General features: G+C 76.7%; 16 protein-coding genes. 10 read left to right on the top strand and 6 right to left on the bottom strand.

Going from position 1 to position 15,668, the window contains the following annotated elements; translation table 11 throughout:
* The first annotated feature begins 40 nt into the window (after positions 1-40).
* Complete coding sequence (locus tag EDC57_RS08725) at positions 41-2,182, top strand: LVIVD repeat-containing protein (protein WP_123401478.1); 2,142 nt, start codon at positions 41-43, stop codon at positions 2,180-2,182.
* Positions 2,183-2,202: 20 nt separating this feature from the next.
* On the opposite strand, the gene EDC57_RS08720 is transcribed toward EDC57_RS08725, so the two are convergent.
* Complete coding sequence (locus tag EDC57_RS08720) at positions 2,203-2,574, bottom strand: hypothetical protein (protein ID WP_123401477.1); 372 nt, start codon at positions 2,572-2,574, stop codon at positions 2,203-2,205.
* Between the two features lie 137 nt (positions 2,575-2,711).
* On the opposite strand from EDC57_RS08720, the gene EDC57_RS08715 reads away from it, so the two are divergent.
* Positions 2,712-4,574 (top strand): sulfatase-like hydrolase/transferase, encoded by a 1,863-nt coding sequence (locus EDC57_RS08715; RefSeq protein WP_123401476.1) that lies wholly within the window; start codon positions 2,712-2,714, stop codon positions 4,572-4,574.
* A gap of 3 nt (positions 4,575-4,577) precedes the next feature.
* On the opposite strand, the gene EDC57_RS08710 is transcribed toward EDC57_RS08715, so the two are convergent.
* From EDC57_RS08710 to lexA, 4 genes are all read right to left on the bottom strand, one after another.
* On the bottom strand, positions 4,578-4,922 hold the full coding sequence (locus tag EDC57_RS08710; protein ID WP_123401475.1) for a hypothetical protein: 345 nt from the start codon (positions 4,920-4,922) through the stop codon (positions 4,578-4,580).
* Between the two features lie 204 nt (positions 4,923-5,126).
* On the bottom strand, positions 5,127-5,456 hold the full coding sequence (locus tag EDC57_RS08705) for a cupin domain-containing protein (protein WP_123401474.1): 330 nt from the start codon (positions 5,454-5,456) through the stop codon (positions 5,127-5,129).
* Positions 5,453-5,854: a hypothetical protein gene (locus EDC57_RS08700; protein WP_148051445.1), complete on the bottom strand. Its 402-nt coding sequence runs from the start codon at positions 5,852-5,854 to the stop codon at positions 5,453-5,455. Before EDC57_RS08700 ends, EDC57_RS08705 begins: the two co-directional genes overlap by 4 nt.
* A 46-nt stretch (positions 5,855-5,900) precedes the next feature.
* Entirely contained in the window at positions 5,901-6,500 is a 600-nt protein-coding gene (gene lexA, locus EDC57_RS08695; protein WP_123401472.1) for a transcriptional repressor LexA, read from the bottom strand.
* Between the two features lie 130 nt (positions 6,501-6,630).
* Here lexA and EDC57_RS08690 point away from each other — a divergent pair, with 130 nt between their 5' ends.
* The 5 genes from EDC57_RS08690 (at position 6,631) to EDC57_RS12820 (ending at position 12,700) form a co-directional block, all read left to right on the top strand.
* Complete coding sequence (locus tag EDC57_RS08690; protein WP_123401471.1) at positions 6,631-9,024, top strand: DEAD/DEAH box helicase; 2,394 nt, start codon at positions 6,631-6,633, stop codon at positions 9,022-9,024.
* Positions 9,011-10,144: a ribonuclease H-like domain-containing protein gene (locus tag EDC57_RS08685; RefSeq protein ID WP_123401470.1), complete on the top strand. Its 1,134-nt coding sequence runs from the start codon at positions 9,011-9,013 to the stop codon at positions 10,142-10,144. The genes EDC57_RS08690 and EDC57_RS08685 overlap by 14 nt, the downstream gene beginning before the upstream one ends.
* 32 nt (positions 10,145-10,176) lie before the next feature.
* Positions 10,177-11,469, top strand: a complete 1,293-nt coding sequence (locus EDC57_RS08680) for an O-acetylhomoserine aminocarboxypropyltransferase (RefSeq protein WP_123401469.1) — start codon at positions 10,177-10,179, stop codon at positions 11,467-11,469.
* A 10-nt stretch (positions 11,470-11,479) separates the two neighbouring features.
* A complete protein-coding gene (locus EDC57_RS08675) occupies positions 11,480-12,280 on the top strand; it encodes an alpha/beta fold hydrolase (RefSeq protein WP_123401468.1) in 801 nt (266 codons plus the stop codon).
* A gap of 270 nt (positions 12,281-12,550) precedes the next feature.
* The gene (locus EDC57_RS12820) at positions 12,551-12,700 is read left to right on the top strand and encodes a hypothetical protein (protein WP_170165086.1); all 150 of its coding nucleotides are present in this window, start codon (positions 12,551-12,553) and stop codon (positions 12,698-12,700) included.
* Between the two features lies 1 nt (position 12,701).
* Here the strand turns inward: EDC57_RS12820 and EDC57_RS12815 are convergent, their stop codons facing one another.
* Positions 12,702-12,869: a hypothetical protein gene (locus EDC57_RS12815; protein ID WP_170165085.1), complete on the bottom strand. Its 168-nt coding sequence runs from the start codon at positions 12,867-12,869 to the stop codon at positions 12,702-12,704.
* Between the two features lie 101 nt (positions 12,870-12,970).
* Between EDC57_RS12815 and sixA the strand changes: the two genes are divergently transcribed.
* The 3 genes from sixA (at position 12,971) to EDC57_RS08660 (ending at position 15,666) form a co-directional block, all read left to right on the top strand.
* A complete protein-coding gene (sixA, locus tag EDC57_RS08670; protein ID WP_123401467.1) occupies positions 12,971-13,432 on the top strand; it encodes a phosphohistidine phosphatase SixA in 462 nt (153 codons plus the stop codon).
* 6 nt (positions 13,433-13,438) lie between these two features.
* Positions 13,439-14,320 (top strand): alpha/beta hydrolase, encoded by an 882-nt coding sequence (locus EDC57_RS08665; RefSeq protein WP_123401466.1) that lies wholly within the window; start codon positions 13,439-13,441, stop codon positions 14,318-14,320.
* Positions 14,321-14,517: 197 nt separating this feature from the next.
* Positions 14,518-15,666 carry a hydrogenase small subunit gene (locus EDC57_RS08660; RefSeq protein ID WP_245995197.1) on the top strand — a complete coding sequence of 383 codons (1,149 nt, stop codon included), beginning with the start codon at positions 14,518-14,520 and terminating at the stop codon, positions 15,664-15,666.
* Positions 15,667-15,668 lie beyond the last annotated feature (2 nt).

The following is a 15,668-nucleotide window of genomic DNA, read 5'->3' as shown; positions in this document are numbered from 1 at the left end:
GGCTACAATGGCGGGCCTTGCGGTGGAGCGGGGGAGGGCGATGGCGGCTGGATTCGGGAGGAGAGGGCGGCTCGGCGGCGTCTTCGGGGCGCTGGCGGCGCTGGCGCTGGCCGGGTGCGCGGCGCCGGGGCCGGCGCGGCTGGAGCCGGCGGCGGCGCGGCCCGGCGAGACGGTGCGCGTGACCGTGCCGGGGGTGCGCGCGGGGGCCCGGCTGTGGCTGGAGCCGGCGGCGGGCGCCGGAGGGCCGCGCTTCGGCAACGAGGGCCTCGGCCCGGGCGAGGGGGTGAACTTCGGCGGCCAGCGCCGGGCGGCGGTGGAGGGCGACTGGCTCTACGTCGCGGACTGGTTCGCGGGGCTGCGCATCTACAGCCTGCGCGATCCGGCGCGACCGCGCCTGGTGACCACCTTCCACACCCCCGGCTCGGCCAAGGGGGTGGCGGTCCGCGACGGCATCGCCTACGTCGCCGACGACGACCGCGGCCTGTCGGTGGTGGACGTGCGCAACCGACGGCGGCCGCGGCTGCTGGCGCGGCTGGCGCTGCCTGGGCTCGCCTACACCCCGGTGCCGGCGGGGCAGCGCCTCTATCTCGCGGCGCACCGGGCCGGGCTGCACGTGATCGACGTCACCGATCCCGCCCGCCCGCGCCTCGTCGCCACCCTGGACACCCCGGGCAAGGCCTGGTCGGTGGCGGTGCGGGGGACCCTGGGCGTGGTCGCCGACGCCGAGGGCGGCGTGCTCACGCTGGACCTCTCGGACCCGGCGCATCCGCGCCTCCGCGGCCGCTACCGCCACGAAGGGCTCGACGCCGAGGACGTGGTGCTGGCCGGGACGCTGGCCTACGTCGGGACCTACGACGACGGCGTGCTGGTCCTGGACCTCGCCGATCCCGCCCGCCCGCGCCTGCGGGGGCGGCTGGCGATGCCGGGGCCGGCGCGGGGGCTGGCGCTCGCCGACGGCCGCCTCTACGTCGCCGACTGGGATGCGGGGCTGCGCGTCTACGACCTCGCCGACCCCGCGGCGCCGCGGCTCCTCGGTGTCCTCGACACCCCGGGCATGGCGTGGGGCGTCGCCCTGCGCGGGACGAGCGCCTACGTCCTGGACTGGTGGGCGGGGATGCTCGCCGTCGACGTGGGCGAGCCGGGGCGGATGCGGGTCACCGACGGCTACCCGCGGGGGGCGGAGGTGCGGGGGCTGGCCCGCAGCGGACGGTGGCTGCTGGCTGCGGCGGGCCACGGCGGTCTGCTGGTGTTCGACGTGCGCAACCCCCTCAACCCCACCTGGGCGGGTTCCATGCTGGCCGCCGCCGGGGTGGCCGACGTGGCCGCGGCCGGTGGGCGGGTCTGGGTGGCGCTGGGCGGCCTGGGCGTGGGGGAGGTGGACTTGTCCGATCCCTATGCCCCGGCGCTGCGGGGATGGCATCCCGTCGGCATGCCGGTCCGACGCGTGTGGAGCGACGGACGCTGGGTGGCGGCCGGCGATCCGGCGGCGGGGCTGGTGGTCCTGCGCGCCGGTGCGGCGGACGGCCCCGCGCTGGCGGTGGCCGGTCCGTGGCGGGATGCGGCGGTGGCGGCCGGGGTCCTCTACTGGATCGGGGCCGACGGGCGGCTGCAGGGGCGGCGCCTCGACGGCGGCCCGGCCGACGCGGATGTCCCGGCGGCGGCGGGATTGGTGCGCCTCGCCGCGGAGGGCGGGCTGCTCTGCGCCCTCGCGGAATCGGCGGAGGTGGCGTGCTGGCGGCGCGCGGCGGCGGGGGGGTGGTCCCCGGCCGGGCGGCTCGTGGTCCCCGGCGCGCGGGCGCTCGCGCTGGCGGGACCGGTCCTGCACGTGGCGGGCGCGGGTGCGCTGGTGACCGCGGCGGTGGGGGCGGACGGCCTCGGGCCGGCGCGGCGCCAGCCGCTGGCGGCCGCGGTGGACCGGCTGGCGGCTGACCCGGAGGCGGTCTACGGCGCGCCGGCGCCGGAGGCGGTGGCGGCCCTGCGGCCGCTGCCGGACGTCTCGGCGCGGGCCGCTGGCGGGGTCTTCCGCCTGACGCTGCCGGCGGACCTGCCGCCGGGGCGCTATCTGCTGCGGCTGGCGGACGGGCGGGGTGCGCGGGAGGTCGGGACGCTGCGCGTGGCGGCCGGCATGGGCGGGCCGGTGCGCGGGGCCGAGGGGCTGCGGGGGCGTCTGCCGGCGCGCTGAGGGCACGGGGGCGCAGGGGCTCAGTCCTCGCCGAAGAGGCGCCGCACGGCTTCCGCCGGGTCGGCCGCCGCATCCGGGGCGTCCGCGGCGTCGTCCTCGCCGAAGAGCGCGGCCAGGCGCCGGCGTGCCGCGCCGTCGTCGGGGCGGGGGGCGTAGGCCCCGGGGCGCGGCGTGAAGTAGCCGCAGAAGTTGGCCCGCGTCTTCTCCGCCACCGGCTCGGCCACGGGCTCGCGGCATTGGCCCGCGGCCGCCGGGTCGTACAGGGCGCACATGCGGCAGACGTGGAGCTCGGCGCGGCAGGCGGGGCAGGCATCGCGCCGGCCGAGGCGCGGCCCGATGCCGTCGAGGGCGGTGCCGCAGCGCCAGCAGACGAGCTTCGCTTCCCGTGTCATCGCCCGCGTCTCCCGCCGGTGCCGTCGCCTCCCATCCTGCCCGCCGGCGGCGCTCCTGTCATCCCCCCGCGCCGCCGCGTTGCGCCGGCGGGTCCCCTCTGGCAGGATCGGCGGCCGTCGCGGCGGGAGTCGGGGACATGCCACGGGATCGCGGGTCGTTCATGGGGGCGCGGGGGCGGCTGCTGCGCTGGAGCGGCTGGTTCCTGTTCGGCGTCTCGGGCCTGCTCTGGATCGAGAGCCTCTGGTATCTCGCCGAGGTGCTGGGCGGGTCCGGCGCGCCCGCCTCGGCGCGGGAGTGGGCCTTCGTCCTCGCCATTGTCCCGGCGCACCTGACGGGCCTGGTCTTCCTCCTGCTCTGGCCGCCGCTGGCGCTTGCGGCGCTGCTCACGGGGCGCCGGACCGCGGTGCTGGCGCTGGGGGTGGCGCTGGGGACCGCGGCCGCCGCCTTCGTGGGCGTGGACGCGGTGGTCTACCGCCTCTACCGCTTCCATCTCAACGGCTTCGTGTGGGAGATCCTCACCGGCGGGGCGGCGGGGCGGATGCTGCCGCTGGGCAGCGGCACGGTGGCCGCGGCGGCGGGTGTGGTGGCGCTGCTGCTGCTGCTCTGCGCCGGGCTTGCGGCGGCGGTGTGGCGGGCGCTCGGGGCCGGCAGGCTGCGCCGGGGGTGGACGGTGGCGGGGGCGATGGCGGCACTGCTGCTCGCCGCCAACGCCTATCACGCGGTGGCCGACGCCCGCGGCGATGCGGCCATCACCCGCCACGGGCGGCTCCTTCCGGTGGTGGCGCCGGCCACCGCGCGCAAGTTCCTGCGCGAGCGGTTCGGGATCGAGCCGCCGCGGGGGGCGGCGCTGGCCGCGGCCGGCGGCACCCTGCGCTATCCCCTCGCGCCGCTGCGCTGCCCGGCCGACGGCCCCGCCCCCGACATCGTCGTGGTGGTCATCGACAGCTGGCGCTTCGACATGCTGGACCCGGAGGTGACGCCCAACCTCTGGCGCCTCGGCCGGCAGGCCTGGGTGTTCACGGATCACCTGAGCGGCGGCAACGCCTCGCGCTACGGGGTCTTCAGCCTCATGACCGGGCTCGTGGCGAGCTACTGGGACCCGATGAAGCGGGCCCAGCGCGGCAGCGTCCTCTTCGACGCCCTCCGTGCGCGCGGCTACCGCATCCTCGCCTACGGCAGCGCGGGCCTCGCAAGCCCCCCCTTCGATGCCACCGTCTTCGCCAACGTGCGCGACCGCATCACCCTGGAGATCCCGGGCCGCTCGGTGGCCGAGCGCGACCGGCGCATGACCGAGCGCTTCCTCGCCGAGCTCGACCCCGACGACCCGCGCCCCCTGTTCGCCTTCCTCTACTACGACGCCCCCCACGGCAAGGACTACCCGCCGCAGCCGCCGGCGCCGTTCCGGCCGGTGTGGGCGCGCATCGACTTCCTCGCCCTGGGACCGGACTTCGACCCCGTCCCCTACCGCAACCGATACAAGAACGCCATCTGGTACGACGACCGCCTCGTGGCGCAGGTGGTGGAGGCACTGGAGCGCCGGGGGCGGCCGCAGGTGGTGGTGGTCACCTCCGACCACGGCGAGGAGTTCAACGAGACCGGGGGCAACTTCTGGGGCCACAACAGCAACTTCTCGCCCTGGCAGGTGCAGGTGCCGCTGCTGGTGCGCTGGCCGGGCGGGACGCACCGCGTGTTCACGCATCCCACCAGCCACGTGGACCTGCTGCCCACCCTCCTGGGCGACGCCCTCGGCTGCACGAGCCCGCCGGGGAGCTACGCCAACGGGCGGCCCCTCATCGACACCTCGCCGCGCCCCTTCCGGGTCCTGGGCAGCTGGGGGCGGATCGCGGTGGCGAGCGGCGGGCGCGTCTTCGTCTCGGAGCAGATGCGGCCGCTGGAGGCCTACGACTACCGCACCTGGCGGCCGCTGCCGCAGGCGCGGCCGGACGGGGCCGTGATGGCGGCGGCGCTCGCGGAGATGTCGCGCTTCCTCGCCCGCTGAGCCTCAGCGGTAGCGGGCGGCGGCCTCGGCGCGGGTGAGGAAGAACCCGAGGGCGTCGACGAAGCCGGCCTCGATGGCCGCGGTGACGGCGAGGACGCAGCCGCGGGCGTCGCGGCGGGTGACGTAGCGGGCCGGGAGGCCGTCGAGGATGTGCAGGGGGGCGGGGCGGCCGTCGGCGAAGCGGGCGAGGAAGACCTCGCCGGTGTCGCGGTCGCGGAAGGCGGGGCGCAGGCCGGCGCCGGCGGCGCGCTCGGAGGTGCCGCAGGAGCCGGCGTAGCGTCGGCTCTCGCGCGCCAGCCGATCGACGCTGAGCTCGTCGGCCCGATGCCTGGCTGCGGGTGCGCCCATGCCCTCGCCCTCGCGCCAGTCCCGCCTCTTCTGTCGGCCGCCCGGGTCCATCGCTTGAGACCCCCTGCCACCGCCCCGAAGGGTACGCCTCCATTGGGCGCGGGGCCGGCTGAACCGGCCCTGAATGGCGCGCGATCATGCGCCAAGGCGGGCGGTTTGGCAAGCCCCCGCGGGTCCCCCGGTGGGGGTAGCCAGGACGGGGGATCAGGCCGGCGGCGGGGCCATCACGGTGAGGACCAGGGCGGGCTCGGGACCGGGGTTGCGCAGCCCGTGGACCACCCCGGCGGGGGCCACCGCCACCTCGCCGGGGCCGAGCTCGCGCCGGGTCTCGCCGAGCTGCACCTCCACGCGGCCCCGCAGGACGCAGTAGAGCTTGTCGTTGCCGGCGTGGGCGTGCGCCTTCTGCGCCTGGCCGGGCAGGAGCCCGTAGTAGTCGCAGACGAGGTGCGGCGAGGACCAGAGGTTGCGCTTGGCCAGCCGCGCCTCGTCGTAGGCCGCATCGCGGTCGGGGTGGTGGAAGCCGCCTTCACTCATGGTCTCTCCTCCAGGGGTCGGTCCAGGACCTCCAGCCGTTCCGTCTCGGCCAGGGTCACGATGCGCCCGTCGACGGTCTCGAACGCGCGGGCGCGGATGGCCCCGCGCCGGGCCCGGTAGGTGGCGACCTCGCCGGTGGCGCCGTTGACCACCCGCACCAGCAGCACCTCCTGACGGGCGCGCCACTGGTGGTAGCCGATGGCGGTCCCGATGAGGAGGGTGAGGGCGACGAAGGTCCAGGCCGCCTGCCGCCAGGGGAAGACCTCCGCGGGCCGGGGGCTGCGCTGCTGCCGCCCCACCGCGGCGGCGCGGGTGCGGGCGCGCACGACGGCGTAGACGATGGCCGCGACCGCGACGGTGACCAGAAGCTCGCGGAACATGGCCGCGTACGTTACCACGAAGGCGCCGCCGCGTGGCCGTGGCGCGGCGCGGACCGGGGCCGGGTCAGTAGCGCCGCATCAGGCCCACCACCACGCCCTGGATGCGCACCCGCTCCGGCGCGTAGCGCAGCGGCGCCATGGCCGCGTTGGCGGGGTGGAGGACCACCTCCCCCGGGCGCTGCTCGATGCGCTTGAGGGTCGCCTCGGCGCCGTCGATCAGGGCCACCACCACCTCGCCGTTGCGGGCGTGCTCGCGCGCCTCCACCACGACCCAGTCGCCGTCGAGGATCCCGTCCTCGATCATGGAGTCGCCGCGCACTTCCAGAACGTAGCAGGGGCGCGCGGTGCGCAGTGCGGGGGGCACCGGGACGCGGCGCGGGTCGGCGACGGCCTCGATGGGGCGGCCGGCGGCGATGCGGCCGAGCAGCGGCAGCCCCTCCGCCTCCGCCAAGGCGCGCGCGCTGAGGCGCAGCCCGGGGCGCCCCCGCGGCGGCTCCAGCCAGCCCGCCGCGACCAGCGCCTGCACGTGGCGATGCAGCGCGCCGCGCGAGCGCAGGCCGAGCTCGGCGCAGAGCTCGTCGAGGGTCGGCGGCGGCGCGCCCGCGCGGGCGCGGGCGAGGAGCCGCTCGAGGATCTCCCGCCGGCGTCCCCTGAGGTCGTGCATCCCTTGTCCGTTCTCCCCGTGTTCTCTATGATCCTACCAGAGAACGGAATGAGAACACGCGCGCCGGGCCGCCGCCGATGCCGCGTCCTCGGGGCGGGTATCGCGGGGCGGCGCCCGCGGAGGATCGCCCATGTCCGCGCCCGCCGAGCAGCTCGCCGCGCCGGATCCGGTCTCGCGCCTGGCGGCGCGGCTCGGCCGGCGCTACCGCGACCGCATCACCGCCGCCGTCACCCTGCCGCCGCGGCCGGCGCGCACCGCACCCCTGCCGGGCGGGCTCGACCGGCGCCTGGAGGCGGCGCTTGCGGCGCGCGGGATCCGCGCCCTCTACAGCCATCAGGCCGAGGCCTGGGCCCACGTGGCCGCGGGGCGGCACGTGGTGGTGGCCACCCCCACGGCCTCGGGCAAGTCCCTCTGCTATCACCTGCCCGTGCTCCAGGCGGTGCTCGGCGGGGGCGCCCGGGCGCTCTACCTCTTCCCCACCAAGGCCCTGGCCCAGGATCAGGTGGCGGAGCTGCTCGCCCTCGACGAGGCGGGCGGGCTCGGGGTCCGCGCCGACACCTTCGACGGCGACACCCCGGGCGATGCCCGCCGCGCCATCCGCACCCGCGCCGACATCGTGGTCACCAACCCGGACATGCTCCACCAGGGCATCCTGCCGCACCACACCCGGTGGGCGCGGCTGTTCGAGGGGTTGCGCTACGTGGTGGTGGACGAGCTGCACGTCTACCGCGGGGTCTTCGGCTCGCACGTGGCCAACGTGCTGCGGCGGCTGCGCCGCATCGCCCGCTTCTACGGTGCGGAGCCGGTCTTCATCCTGTGCTCGGCCACCATCGGCAATCCGCGCGAGCTCGCCGAGCGCCTCGTGGGGGCGCCGGTGGAGGCGGTGACCGAGAGCGGGGCGCCGGCGGGGGCGCGCCACCTGCTGCTGTGGAACCCGCCGGTGGTCAATCCCGACCTCGGGATCCGCGCCTCGGCCCGCTCCCAGAGCACCCGCATCGCCCGCGCCGCGGTGCGGGCGGGGCTTCGCACCATCGTCTTCGCGCGCACGCGCCTCATGGTGGAGATCCTCACCCGCTACCTGAAGGACGTCTTCGACCGCGATCCGCGTCGCCCGCCGCGGGTGGCGGGCTACCGCGGCGGCTACCTGCCGACGGCGCGGCGCGCCACCGAGCGGGCCCTGCGCGAGGGCGCGGTGCACTGCGTCGTGGCCACCTCGGCGCTGGAGCTCGGCGTCGACATCGGCGGCCTCGACGTGGCCGTGCTCAACGGCTATCCCGGCAGCGTCGCCGCGGCCTGGCAGCGGCTCGGCCGCGCCGGGCGCCGGGGGCGGCCCGCCCTCGGGGTCCTGGTGGCGGGGAGCGACCTCCTGGACCAGTACGTGATCCGCCACCCGGAGTTCTTCCTGGAGGCGAGCCCGGAGCGGGCGCGCATCGACCCGGACCAGCTCCTGATCCTGCTCGACCACGTCCGCTGCGCCGCCTTCGAGCTGCCCTTCCGCGACGGCGAGCGCTTCGGCGGGGTGGACGTGGGCGAGCTGCTGGCCTACCTCGAGGCCCAGGGCGTGCTTTACCGCGAGGGCGGGCGGTGGCACTGGATCGCCGACAGCTATCCGGCCAACTCGGTGAGCCTGCGCTCGGTGGCGGAGGGCAACTTCGTGGTCGTGGACGAGAGCGCCGACGGCGGCCGGGTCATCGCGGAGGTGGACTACGCCAGCGCCCCCGTGACCCTCTACGAGGGGGCCATCTACCTGGTGCAGGCCCGCCCCTACCAGGTGGAGCGCCTCGACTGGACGGGGCGCAAGGCCTACGTCCGGCCGACCCGCGCCGACTACTACACCGAGGCCATCGACTACGCGCGGCTGCGCATCCTCGACCGCTGCGCGGCCGCGCGCTGGGGCGCCGCCGTCGCCGCCCACGGCGAGGTCCACCTCGTCCGCCGCGTCGCCGGCTACAAGAAGATCCGCTACTACAGCCACGAGAACGTGGGCTACGGCGAGGTCCGGCTGCCGGACCAGGAGATGCACACCACGGCGGCGTGGTGGCAGCTCGACCCGGAGGCCCTCGAGCGCGCCTTCGCCTCGCGCGACGAGGCCCTCGACGGCTTCCTCGGGGCTGCCTACGCCCTCCACCACGTGGCCGCGCTGCACCTCATGGCCGAGCCGCGCGACCTCGGCCGCGCCGTGGGCGACGGCGAGGCCGGCTGGTGCTCGGTGGTGGGGGCCGACGGGCGGGGCGGCATCCGCGGCGCCGACGGGTCGGCGCTGGAGGCGGGGGCGCTCGCCCGCTTCCGGCCCACGGTCTTTCTCTACGACGCCTATCCCGGCGGGATCGGCCTGTCGGAGCCGCTGTACGAGGCGCGGGCGCAGGTGGTGGCGGGGGCGCTGGCGCTGGTGCGCGAGTGCGCCTGCCGGGCCGGCTGCCCGGCCTGCGTCGGCCCGGTGCTGGCGGGCGACGAGGCCGGGGTGCGCACGCCGCGGGCGGCGGCGCTGCGGGTGCTGGAGCTGCTCGCCGGTGACGGACCTTAGCGCGCGGCTGGCGCGGCTGCGCCGCGAGGCCGGCGCGCCGCGGCCGGCCCCCCTCGGGGGGCTGGCGGAGCGGGAGCGGCGGCGCCGCGCCGCCGCCGAGCGGGCGCTGGCGGCACGGCTCGGGGCGCGGCAGCCGGCACCCGGGCTGCTCGCGCTGGAGGCCCGCCTGCCGCTGCCGCGGGCGCTCGCCGCGGCGCCGCTCGAGGCGCTGCCCGAGGCCGCAGGGGTGGCGCCGGACGAGCTCGTCTTCATCGACACCGAGACCACGGGGCTCGCCGGCGGGAGCGGCACCGCGGTCTTCCTCCTGGGGCTTGCGCGCATCGAGGGCGGGGCGCTGCGCCTGCGCCAGCTCCTGCTCACCGCCTTCGCCGGCGAGGCCGCGCTCTACGAGGCGGCCGCACCCTGGCTCAGGGGGGCGGCGCTGGTGAGCTACAACGGGCGCAGCTTCGACCTGCCGCTGATCCAGGCGCGGGCCCGCCTCGCCGGGGTGGCCCTGCCGGCGCACCGCGGCCACATCGACCTCCTCCACGGGGTGCGCAGGGCCTGGGGCCATCGCCTCGCCGACTGCCGCCTGGCCCGCGTGGAGGCCGAGATCCTGGGGCGGCCGCGGCGCGGGGACCTGCCGGGCAGCGAGGCCCCGGCGGCGTGGCTCGCCTGGCTGCGCCTCGGCGAGGCCGCGACCGTGGCCCGCGTCGTCGCCCACAACCGCCGCGACGTCGCGGTGCTCGCCGAGCTCCTCGCGCGCCTGGCGCACGCCCACCGCGCACCGCACCGCCACGGCGCCGATGGGGTGGGGGTGGCGCGGGCGCTGGCCCGCGCCGGGCGCCTCGCCGAGGCCTGCGCGGTGATCGCCGCCGCCGAGGGCGTGGCCGCCATGCGCGAGCGGGCGGAGCTGCTGCGCCGCGCCGGCTGCACCGAGGCGGCGCTCCCCCTGTGGCGGCGGCTGGCGGCGGTGGGGGATGCCGGCGCCGTGGAGCGGCTGGCCAAGTACCACGAGCACGTGCGCCGCGACTTCGCCGCCGCGCTCGCCTGGGCCGAGCGGCTGCCGCCGGGGCCGGCGCGGGCGCGGCGCTGCGCCCGCCTGCGCCGCCGGCTCGCGGCCGGAGGCGGGTCGCGCTAGAGTAGGCGGCCTCGACCGAGGGAGGGGGAACGATGGGGGGTCCCAACTATCCGCGCTTCGACACCCTGACCCTGCACGCCGGGCAGCGGCCGGACGGCGACTTCGGCGCCCGCGCCACGCCCATCTACTTCACCACGTCGTTCGTCTTCCGCGACACCGACCATGCCGCGGCGCTGTTCAACGCCGAGCGCCCGGGGCACGTCTACTCGCGCATCTCCAATCCCACCACGGCGGTGCTCGAGGAGCGCATCGCCGCCCTCGAGGGCGGCGTCGGCGCCGTCGCCACGGCGAGCGGGCAGGCGGCGCTGCACCTCGCGGTGGCGACCCTGATGGGCGCGGGCGGGCACATCGTCGCCTCGCGCTCGCTCTACGGCGGCTCGCACAACCTGCTCGCCTACACGCTGCCGCGCTTCGGCATCGAGACCACCTTCGTCGACCCCCGCGATCCGGAGGCCTTCCGCCGCGCCATCCGCCCCGAGACGCGCCTGGTCTTCGCCGAGACCATCGGCAACCCGGGCCTGGAGGTGCTGGACATCCCGGCGGTGGCGGAGGTGGCGCACGCGGCGGGGCTGCCGTTGCTGGTGGACTCGACCCTCACCACGCCCTACCTGCTGCGCCCCCTGGAGCACGGGGCGGATATGGTGCTGCACTCGGCGACCAAGTTCCTCGGCGGGCACGGCGTGGCCATCGGCGGCCTGCTGGTGGACGGCGGCACCTTCGACTGGGAGGCCTCGGGGCGCTTCCCGACCCTGACCGAGCCCTACGAGGGCTTCCACGGCCTCGACTTCGCCGAGGAGTACGGGCCGGCCGCCTTCATCGCCCGCGCCCGCCGCGAGGGGCTGCGCGACTTCGGCGCCTGCATGAGCCCGGTCAACGCCTTCCACATCCTGCAGGGGCTGGAGACCCTGCCCCTGCGCATGGCGCGCCACGTGGACAACGCCCGCCGCATCGTCGAGTTCCTGGCCGGCCACGAGGCGGTGGCGTGGGTGCGCTACCCCGAGCACCCCGACCATCCGGACCGGGCGCTGGCGGCGCGGCTGCTCCCGCGCGGGGCCGGGGCCATCGTCAGCTTCGCGATCCGCGGCGGGCGCGAGGCAGGGCGGCGCTTCATCGAGCGGCTGCGCCTCTTCTCGCACCTGGCCAACGTGGGCGACGCCCGCTCCCTGGTCATCCACCCCGCCAGCACCACCCACCACCGCATGGACCCCGCGGCGCTGCGCGAGGCCGGCATCGACGAGGGGCTCATCCGCCTCTCGGTGGGGCTGGAGGATGCGCAGGACCTGATCGAGGATCTGGCCGCCGCCCTGCGCGCGGCGCAGAAGTGAGGAGGGCACCATGGAGCTGAGGGTCGAGGGGCGGCGGGTCCACGTCTACACCGGCGGGCGGCCGGACGACCCCGCGCGGCCGGCCGTCGTGCTGCTGCACGGCTCCGCCCAGGACCACACGGTGTGGCTGTGGCAGAGCCGGTACCTCGCCCACCACGGCTGGCGCGTGCTCGCGGTGGACCTGCCGGGGCACGGGCGCTCCGAGGGGCCGCCGCTGCCGCGCATCGAGGACCTGGCGGGGTGGACGGCGGCGCTGCTGGAGGCCGCCGGGGCGGGCCGCGCGGTGCTGGCCGGGCACAGCATGGGCTCGCTGGTGGCGCTGGAGACGGCGGCGACGGAGCCCGACCGGGCCGCCGCGCTGGTGCTGGTGGGGACCACCTTTCCCATGGCGGTCAACGAGGCGCTGCTCGCCGCGGCGCGGGCCGACGACCACGCCGCCCTGGACATGGTCAATCTGTGGGGCCACGGGAGCGCCATGCACCTGGGCGGCCACCCGGTGCCGGGGATGTGGATGCTGGGGGCGGGGATCCGCCTCCTGGAGCGGGCCGCTCCGGGGGTGCTCTACACCGACCTCGCCGCCTGCAACGCCTATGCGGCGGGGCTGGAGCGCGCGCGCCGGGTGCGCTGCCCGGTGCTGGCGATCCTCGGCGGCGCCGACCGCATGACCCCGCCGCGTGCGGCGCGGCCGCTCCTCGACGCCCTGCCGGGGGTGCGCGAGGTGGTGGTCCCGGGGGCCGGGCACATGCTCATGGTGGAGGCCCCGGACGCGGTCCTCGACGCGCTGCGGGGCTTCCTCGCCGAGGCGGCCTAGGGCGGCGTGCCGCAGGCGCGGCGCCGACGAACCGTTCCCGGCAGCGGGAACCGGCTCCCGGAACCGGCAAGGCGGGCGGCGGGAGGTTGCCGCAGGCGGTCGCGGCGGGATGGCGCACGGGCCTGATCCTGCTGGATCCGGGTGCGGTCCGGCGGCCTTGGCGCAGGATTTGCTTATGATATGCTGAGGACGGTCCTCAGGGAGGCCAGGGACGGGGGCGGGAGGCCGCGCGCCGCGGGGCGCAATCCGCAAGGCACGGGGGGCAAGACCATGCTGTTCGGGCTGCTGATGCTCTGGCTGGGCGTGGCCATCGGTCTCTTCCTGGGGGCGCTGCTGGGTGCGGGCGGCGGGGCGCGCCGCGCAGAGGACGTCCCCCCGGCGCGGGGCGCCGAGATCATCCCGTTCCGCGCCCGCGGCTGACTCAGAAGCGCTCTCGGCCGTCCCATACGCTGGCGGCCCGCCGCCGGTCGGCAAGCCTGCGCCGCGGCGTCTTGTCCGGCTCGTAGCGCACCATGGCGCGCCGGTCCGGGTTCTCGCGGCGCTGGTAGCGCCGCCGCTCCGGTCCCTGGTAGCCCCCCTTCTCCTCCATCGCCTTCGCTCCGTTCCGGCCTGTCGCCCCCAGTCTAGGCCACGCCCGCGGCGGCCGCGAGGCGGGGCTAGAATTGGGGGCGGCGGAGGGGGAGGCGTGTCATGCTCTACCTGGTCCAGCACGGGCGGGCGAAGAGCGAGGCGGAGGATCCGCAACGGCCCCTCACCGAGGCCGGCGCCGCGGAGGTGCGGCGGGTGGCCGAGGCGGCGGCACGCATCGGGGTGCGCCCGCGGCGCATCCTGCACAGCGGCAGGCTCCGGGCGGCCGAGACCGCGGCGATCCTCGCCGAGGCGCTGGCGCCGCCGGAGGGGACGGCCGAGCAGCGCCACCTGGGGCCGCAGGCCGACCCCGCCCGCATCGCGGCCGAGCTCCACGACGAGCGCGACGTCATGATCGTGGGCCATCTGCCGCATCTCGAGCGGCTCGCGGCCTACCTGGTCACGGGCGCGCCGGAGCCGGCCGTGATCCGCTTCCGCAACGGCGGCATCGTGGCCCTGGCGCGCACCGAGGAGGAGGATCGGCGCGTGATCGTCTGGACCCTCTATCCGGGGCTCTGCGCCTGAGCGGGGATGGGCGGGCCGGTCTATCGCGGCTACGACCGGGCGGCCCTGGACGCCCAGTACGACGCGCGCGCCGCGGTGCCGGAGCACGGGGCGTACTTCCGCCGCTGGGAGGCGGCGAGCGCGGCGGCGCGGGCGCGGCTGCGGGCGGAGCGGGACCTGGCCTACGGTGCGTGCCCCCGCTGCGAGCTCGACTACTTCCCGCCCGCAAGGACGGGGGCGCCCCTGCTGCTGTTCGTCCACGGCGGCTACTGGCGAAGCCTCGACAAGGACCTCTTCTCCTTCCTCGCGGTGCCGTGGGTGGAGGCGGGCGCGGCGGTGGCGCTGCCGCGCTACCCGCTGGCGCCGGAGGCGCCGCTCGACGAGATCGTGGCCGCGGTGCGCGAGGCGGCGCTGTGGCTGTGGGAGGGTGCGGCGCGGCTCGGATTCGACCGCGGGCGCATCGTGGCGGCGGGGCACTCGGCCGGCGCTCACCTCGCGGCGATGCTGCTCCTCACCCCCTGGCAGCAGCACCCGGGGGTGCCGGCGGAGCTGGTCCGGGGCGCCCTGTGCCTGAGCGGGGTCTACGACCTCGAGCCCATCCGCCTCTCCTACCTGGAGGCGGACCTGCGGCTCGCGCCCGAGGACGTGGCGCGGCCGAGCCCGCTGCACCTCGCCGCGGGGGTGCCGCCGCGGTGGCTGGTGCTTGCCGTGGGCGGCGCCGAGAGCGACGAGTTCCGCCGCCAGCAGTCGGCCTTCGCCGACGCCGCCCGCGCCGCGGGTCACCGGGTGCAGGCGGTGGAGGTGCCGGGCCGCCACCACTTCTCCATCGTCGAGACCCTGGCCGATCCCGCCTCGCCGGTGAGCGCGCTGCTGCGCGGTCTGCTCTTCGAGGCGCCGGAAACGCCGTGACCACCTCCGCGGCCGGATCGGAAGGCCTCTGAGCAGGCGCGATCCGGCGGCGCCCTCCAACGACTGCGGCAAGTCCCCGTTTTTGCGTGGGCGCGCGGCGGCGCGCCGCATTGGCACGGATCTTGTTCCGCGATGGGCTGGAGCCATGCCCGGCCCCGGCGTCCGGGTCGGCATCTGCGGAAACGGGGGAGACAGCGGTGAACATCGAGGAGCTCATCGAGCGCACGGATCTCGGTGCCGCGGCGGCCGCGCGCATCGGCTGCTCGCGGCGCGATTTCATGAAGTTCATGGGCACCCTGGCCGGGACCATGGGGCTCACCACGGCGGGCTTTGCGCGCATGGTGGAGGCGGCGGATGCGCCGCGCCGGCCGCCCGTGATCTGGCTCTCGGGCCAGGAATGCACCGGCTGCACCGAGTCGTTGCTGCGGGCGGAGCACCCCACCCTGGAGGCGCTGATCCTGGACACCGTCTCCCTGGATTACAGCGAGACGTTGTGCGCGCCCGCCGGGCACTGGGCCGAGAAGTCCAAGCGGGACTCCATGAAGACCAACTGGGGCAAGTACGTCCTCGTCATCGAGGGGGCCATCCCCACGAAGGACGACGGCGTCTATTGCAAGATCGCGGGCAGGACCATGCTGGAGCACGTGCGCGAGGCGGCCGAGGGGGCGGCGGCGATCCTCGCCATCGGCTCTTGCGCCTCCTGGGGCGGGATCCCCTCCAGTGGGCCGAACCCCACCGGGGCCCGCGGCGCGCCCCAGGTCCTCGCCGGCAAGACCGTGATCACCATCCCGGGCTGCCCGCCCAACCCGTACAACTTCCTCTCCACCGTCCTCTACCTGCTCACCTTCGGCAAGGCCCCCGAGCTCGACGCCTACGGGCGTCCGCGCTTCGCCTACGGGCGGCTGATCCACGAGAACTGCGAGCGTCGGGCGCACTTCGATGCCGGGCGCTTCGCCCGCCAGTTCGGCGACGAGGGGCACCGCAAGGGCTGGTGCCTCTACAAGCTCGGCTGCAAGGGGCCGGAGACCTACGCCAACTGCCCGCAGATCCTCTTCGGCGACGTCGGCGTGGGCAGCTGGCCGGTGGGCACGGGCCACCCCTGCTTCGGCTGCACCGAGCAGGGGGTGGGCTTCACCAAGGCCATCCACGAGCTCGCCGAGGTCAAGACCTACGCCCCGCCGGCCACCTTCCCGCGCGTGGACGAGCCCGTGGGCGAGGGCGTCACGCCCACCGCGGCGGCCCTGCTCGGCGCGGTGGGCGGGGTCGTGGTGGGGGCCGCGGCGATGGCCACGCGCCGGCTCGCCGCGGCCGAGAAGCCGCAGGACGGGCAGGACGGCGAGGCCTGAGG

This window comes from Inmirania thermothiophila, from assembly GCF_003751635.1.
Taxonomy (GTDB): Bacteria; Pseudomonadota; Gammaproteobacteria; order DSM-100275; family DSM-100275; genus Inmirania; species Inmirania thermothiophila.
The sequence above is the reverse complement of the archived record's forward strand: the minus strand, read 5'-3'. Positions and strand labels throughout refer to the sequence as shown.

Excerpts from the sequence above, each read along its gene's own strand:
- EDC57_RS08680 (WP_123401469.1), top strand. The coding sequence starts at position 10,177 with ATGGGGGGTCCCAACTATCCGCGCTTCGACACCCTGACCCTGCACGCC.
- EDC57_RS08725 (WP_123401478.1), top strand. The coding sequence starts at position 41 with ATGGCGGCTGGATTCGGGAGGAGAGGGCGGCTCGGCGGCGTCTTCGGG.
- EDC57_RS08710 (WP_123401475.1), bottom strand. The coding sequence starts at position 4,922 with ATGGGCGCACCCGCAGCCAGGCATCGGGCCGACGAGCTCAGCGTCGAT.
- EDC57_RS08715 (WP_123401476.1), top strand. The coding sequence starts at position 2,712 with ATGCCACGGGATCGCGGGTCGTTCATGGGGGCGCGGGGGCGGCTGCTG.
- EDC57_RS08665 (WP_123401466.1), top strand. The coding sequence starts at position 13,439 with ATGGGCGGGCCGGTCTATCGCGGCTACGACCGGGCGGCCCTGGACGCC.
- EDC57_RS12820 (WP_170165086.1), top strand. The coding sequence starts at position 12,551 with ATGCTGTTCGGGCTGCTGATGCTCTGGCTGGGCGTGGCCATCGGTCTC.
- EDC57_RS08720 (WP_123401477.1), bottom strand. The coding sequence starts at position 2,574 with ATGACACGGGAAGCGAAGCTCGTCTGCTGGCGCTGCGGCACCGCCCTC.
- EDC57_RS08675 (WP_123401468.1), top strand. The coding sequence starts at position 11,480 with ATGGAGCTGAGGGTCGAGGGGCGGCGGGTCCACGTCTACACCGGCGGG.
- lexA (WP_123401472.1), bottom strand. The coding sequence starts at position 6,500 with ATGCACGACCTCAGGGGACGCCGGCGGGAGATCCTCGAGCGGCTCCTC.
- sixA (WP_123401467.1), top strand. The coding sequence starts at position 12,971 with ATGCTCTACCTGGTCCAGCACGGGCGGGCGAAGAGCGAGGCGGAGGAT.
- EDC57_RS08690 (WP_123401471.1), top strand. The coding sequence starts at position 6,631 with ATGTCCGCGCCCGCCGAGCAGCTCGCCGCGCCGGATCCGGTCTCGCGC.
- EDC57_RS08705 (WP_123401474.1), bottom strand. The coding sequence starts at position 5,456 with ATGAGTGAAGGCGGCTTCCACCACCCCGACCGCGATGCGGCCTACGAC.
- EDC57_RS12815 (WP_170165085.1), bottom strand. The coding sequence starts at position 12,869 with ATGGAGGAGAAGGGGGGCTACCAGGGACCGGAGCGGCGGCGCTACCAG.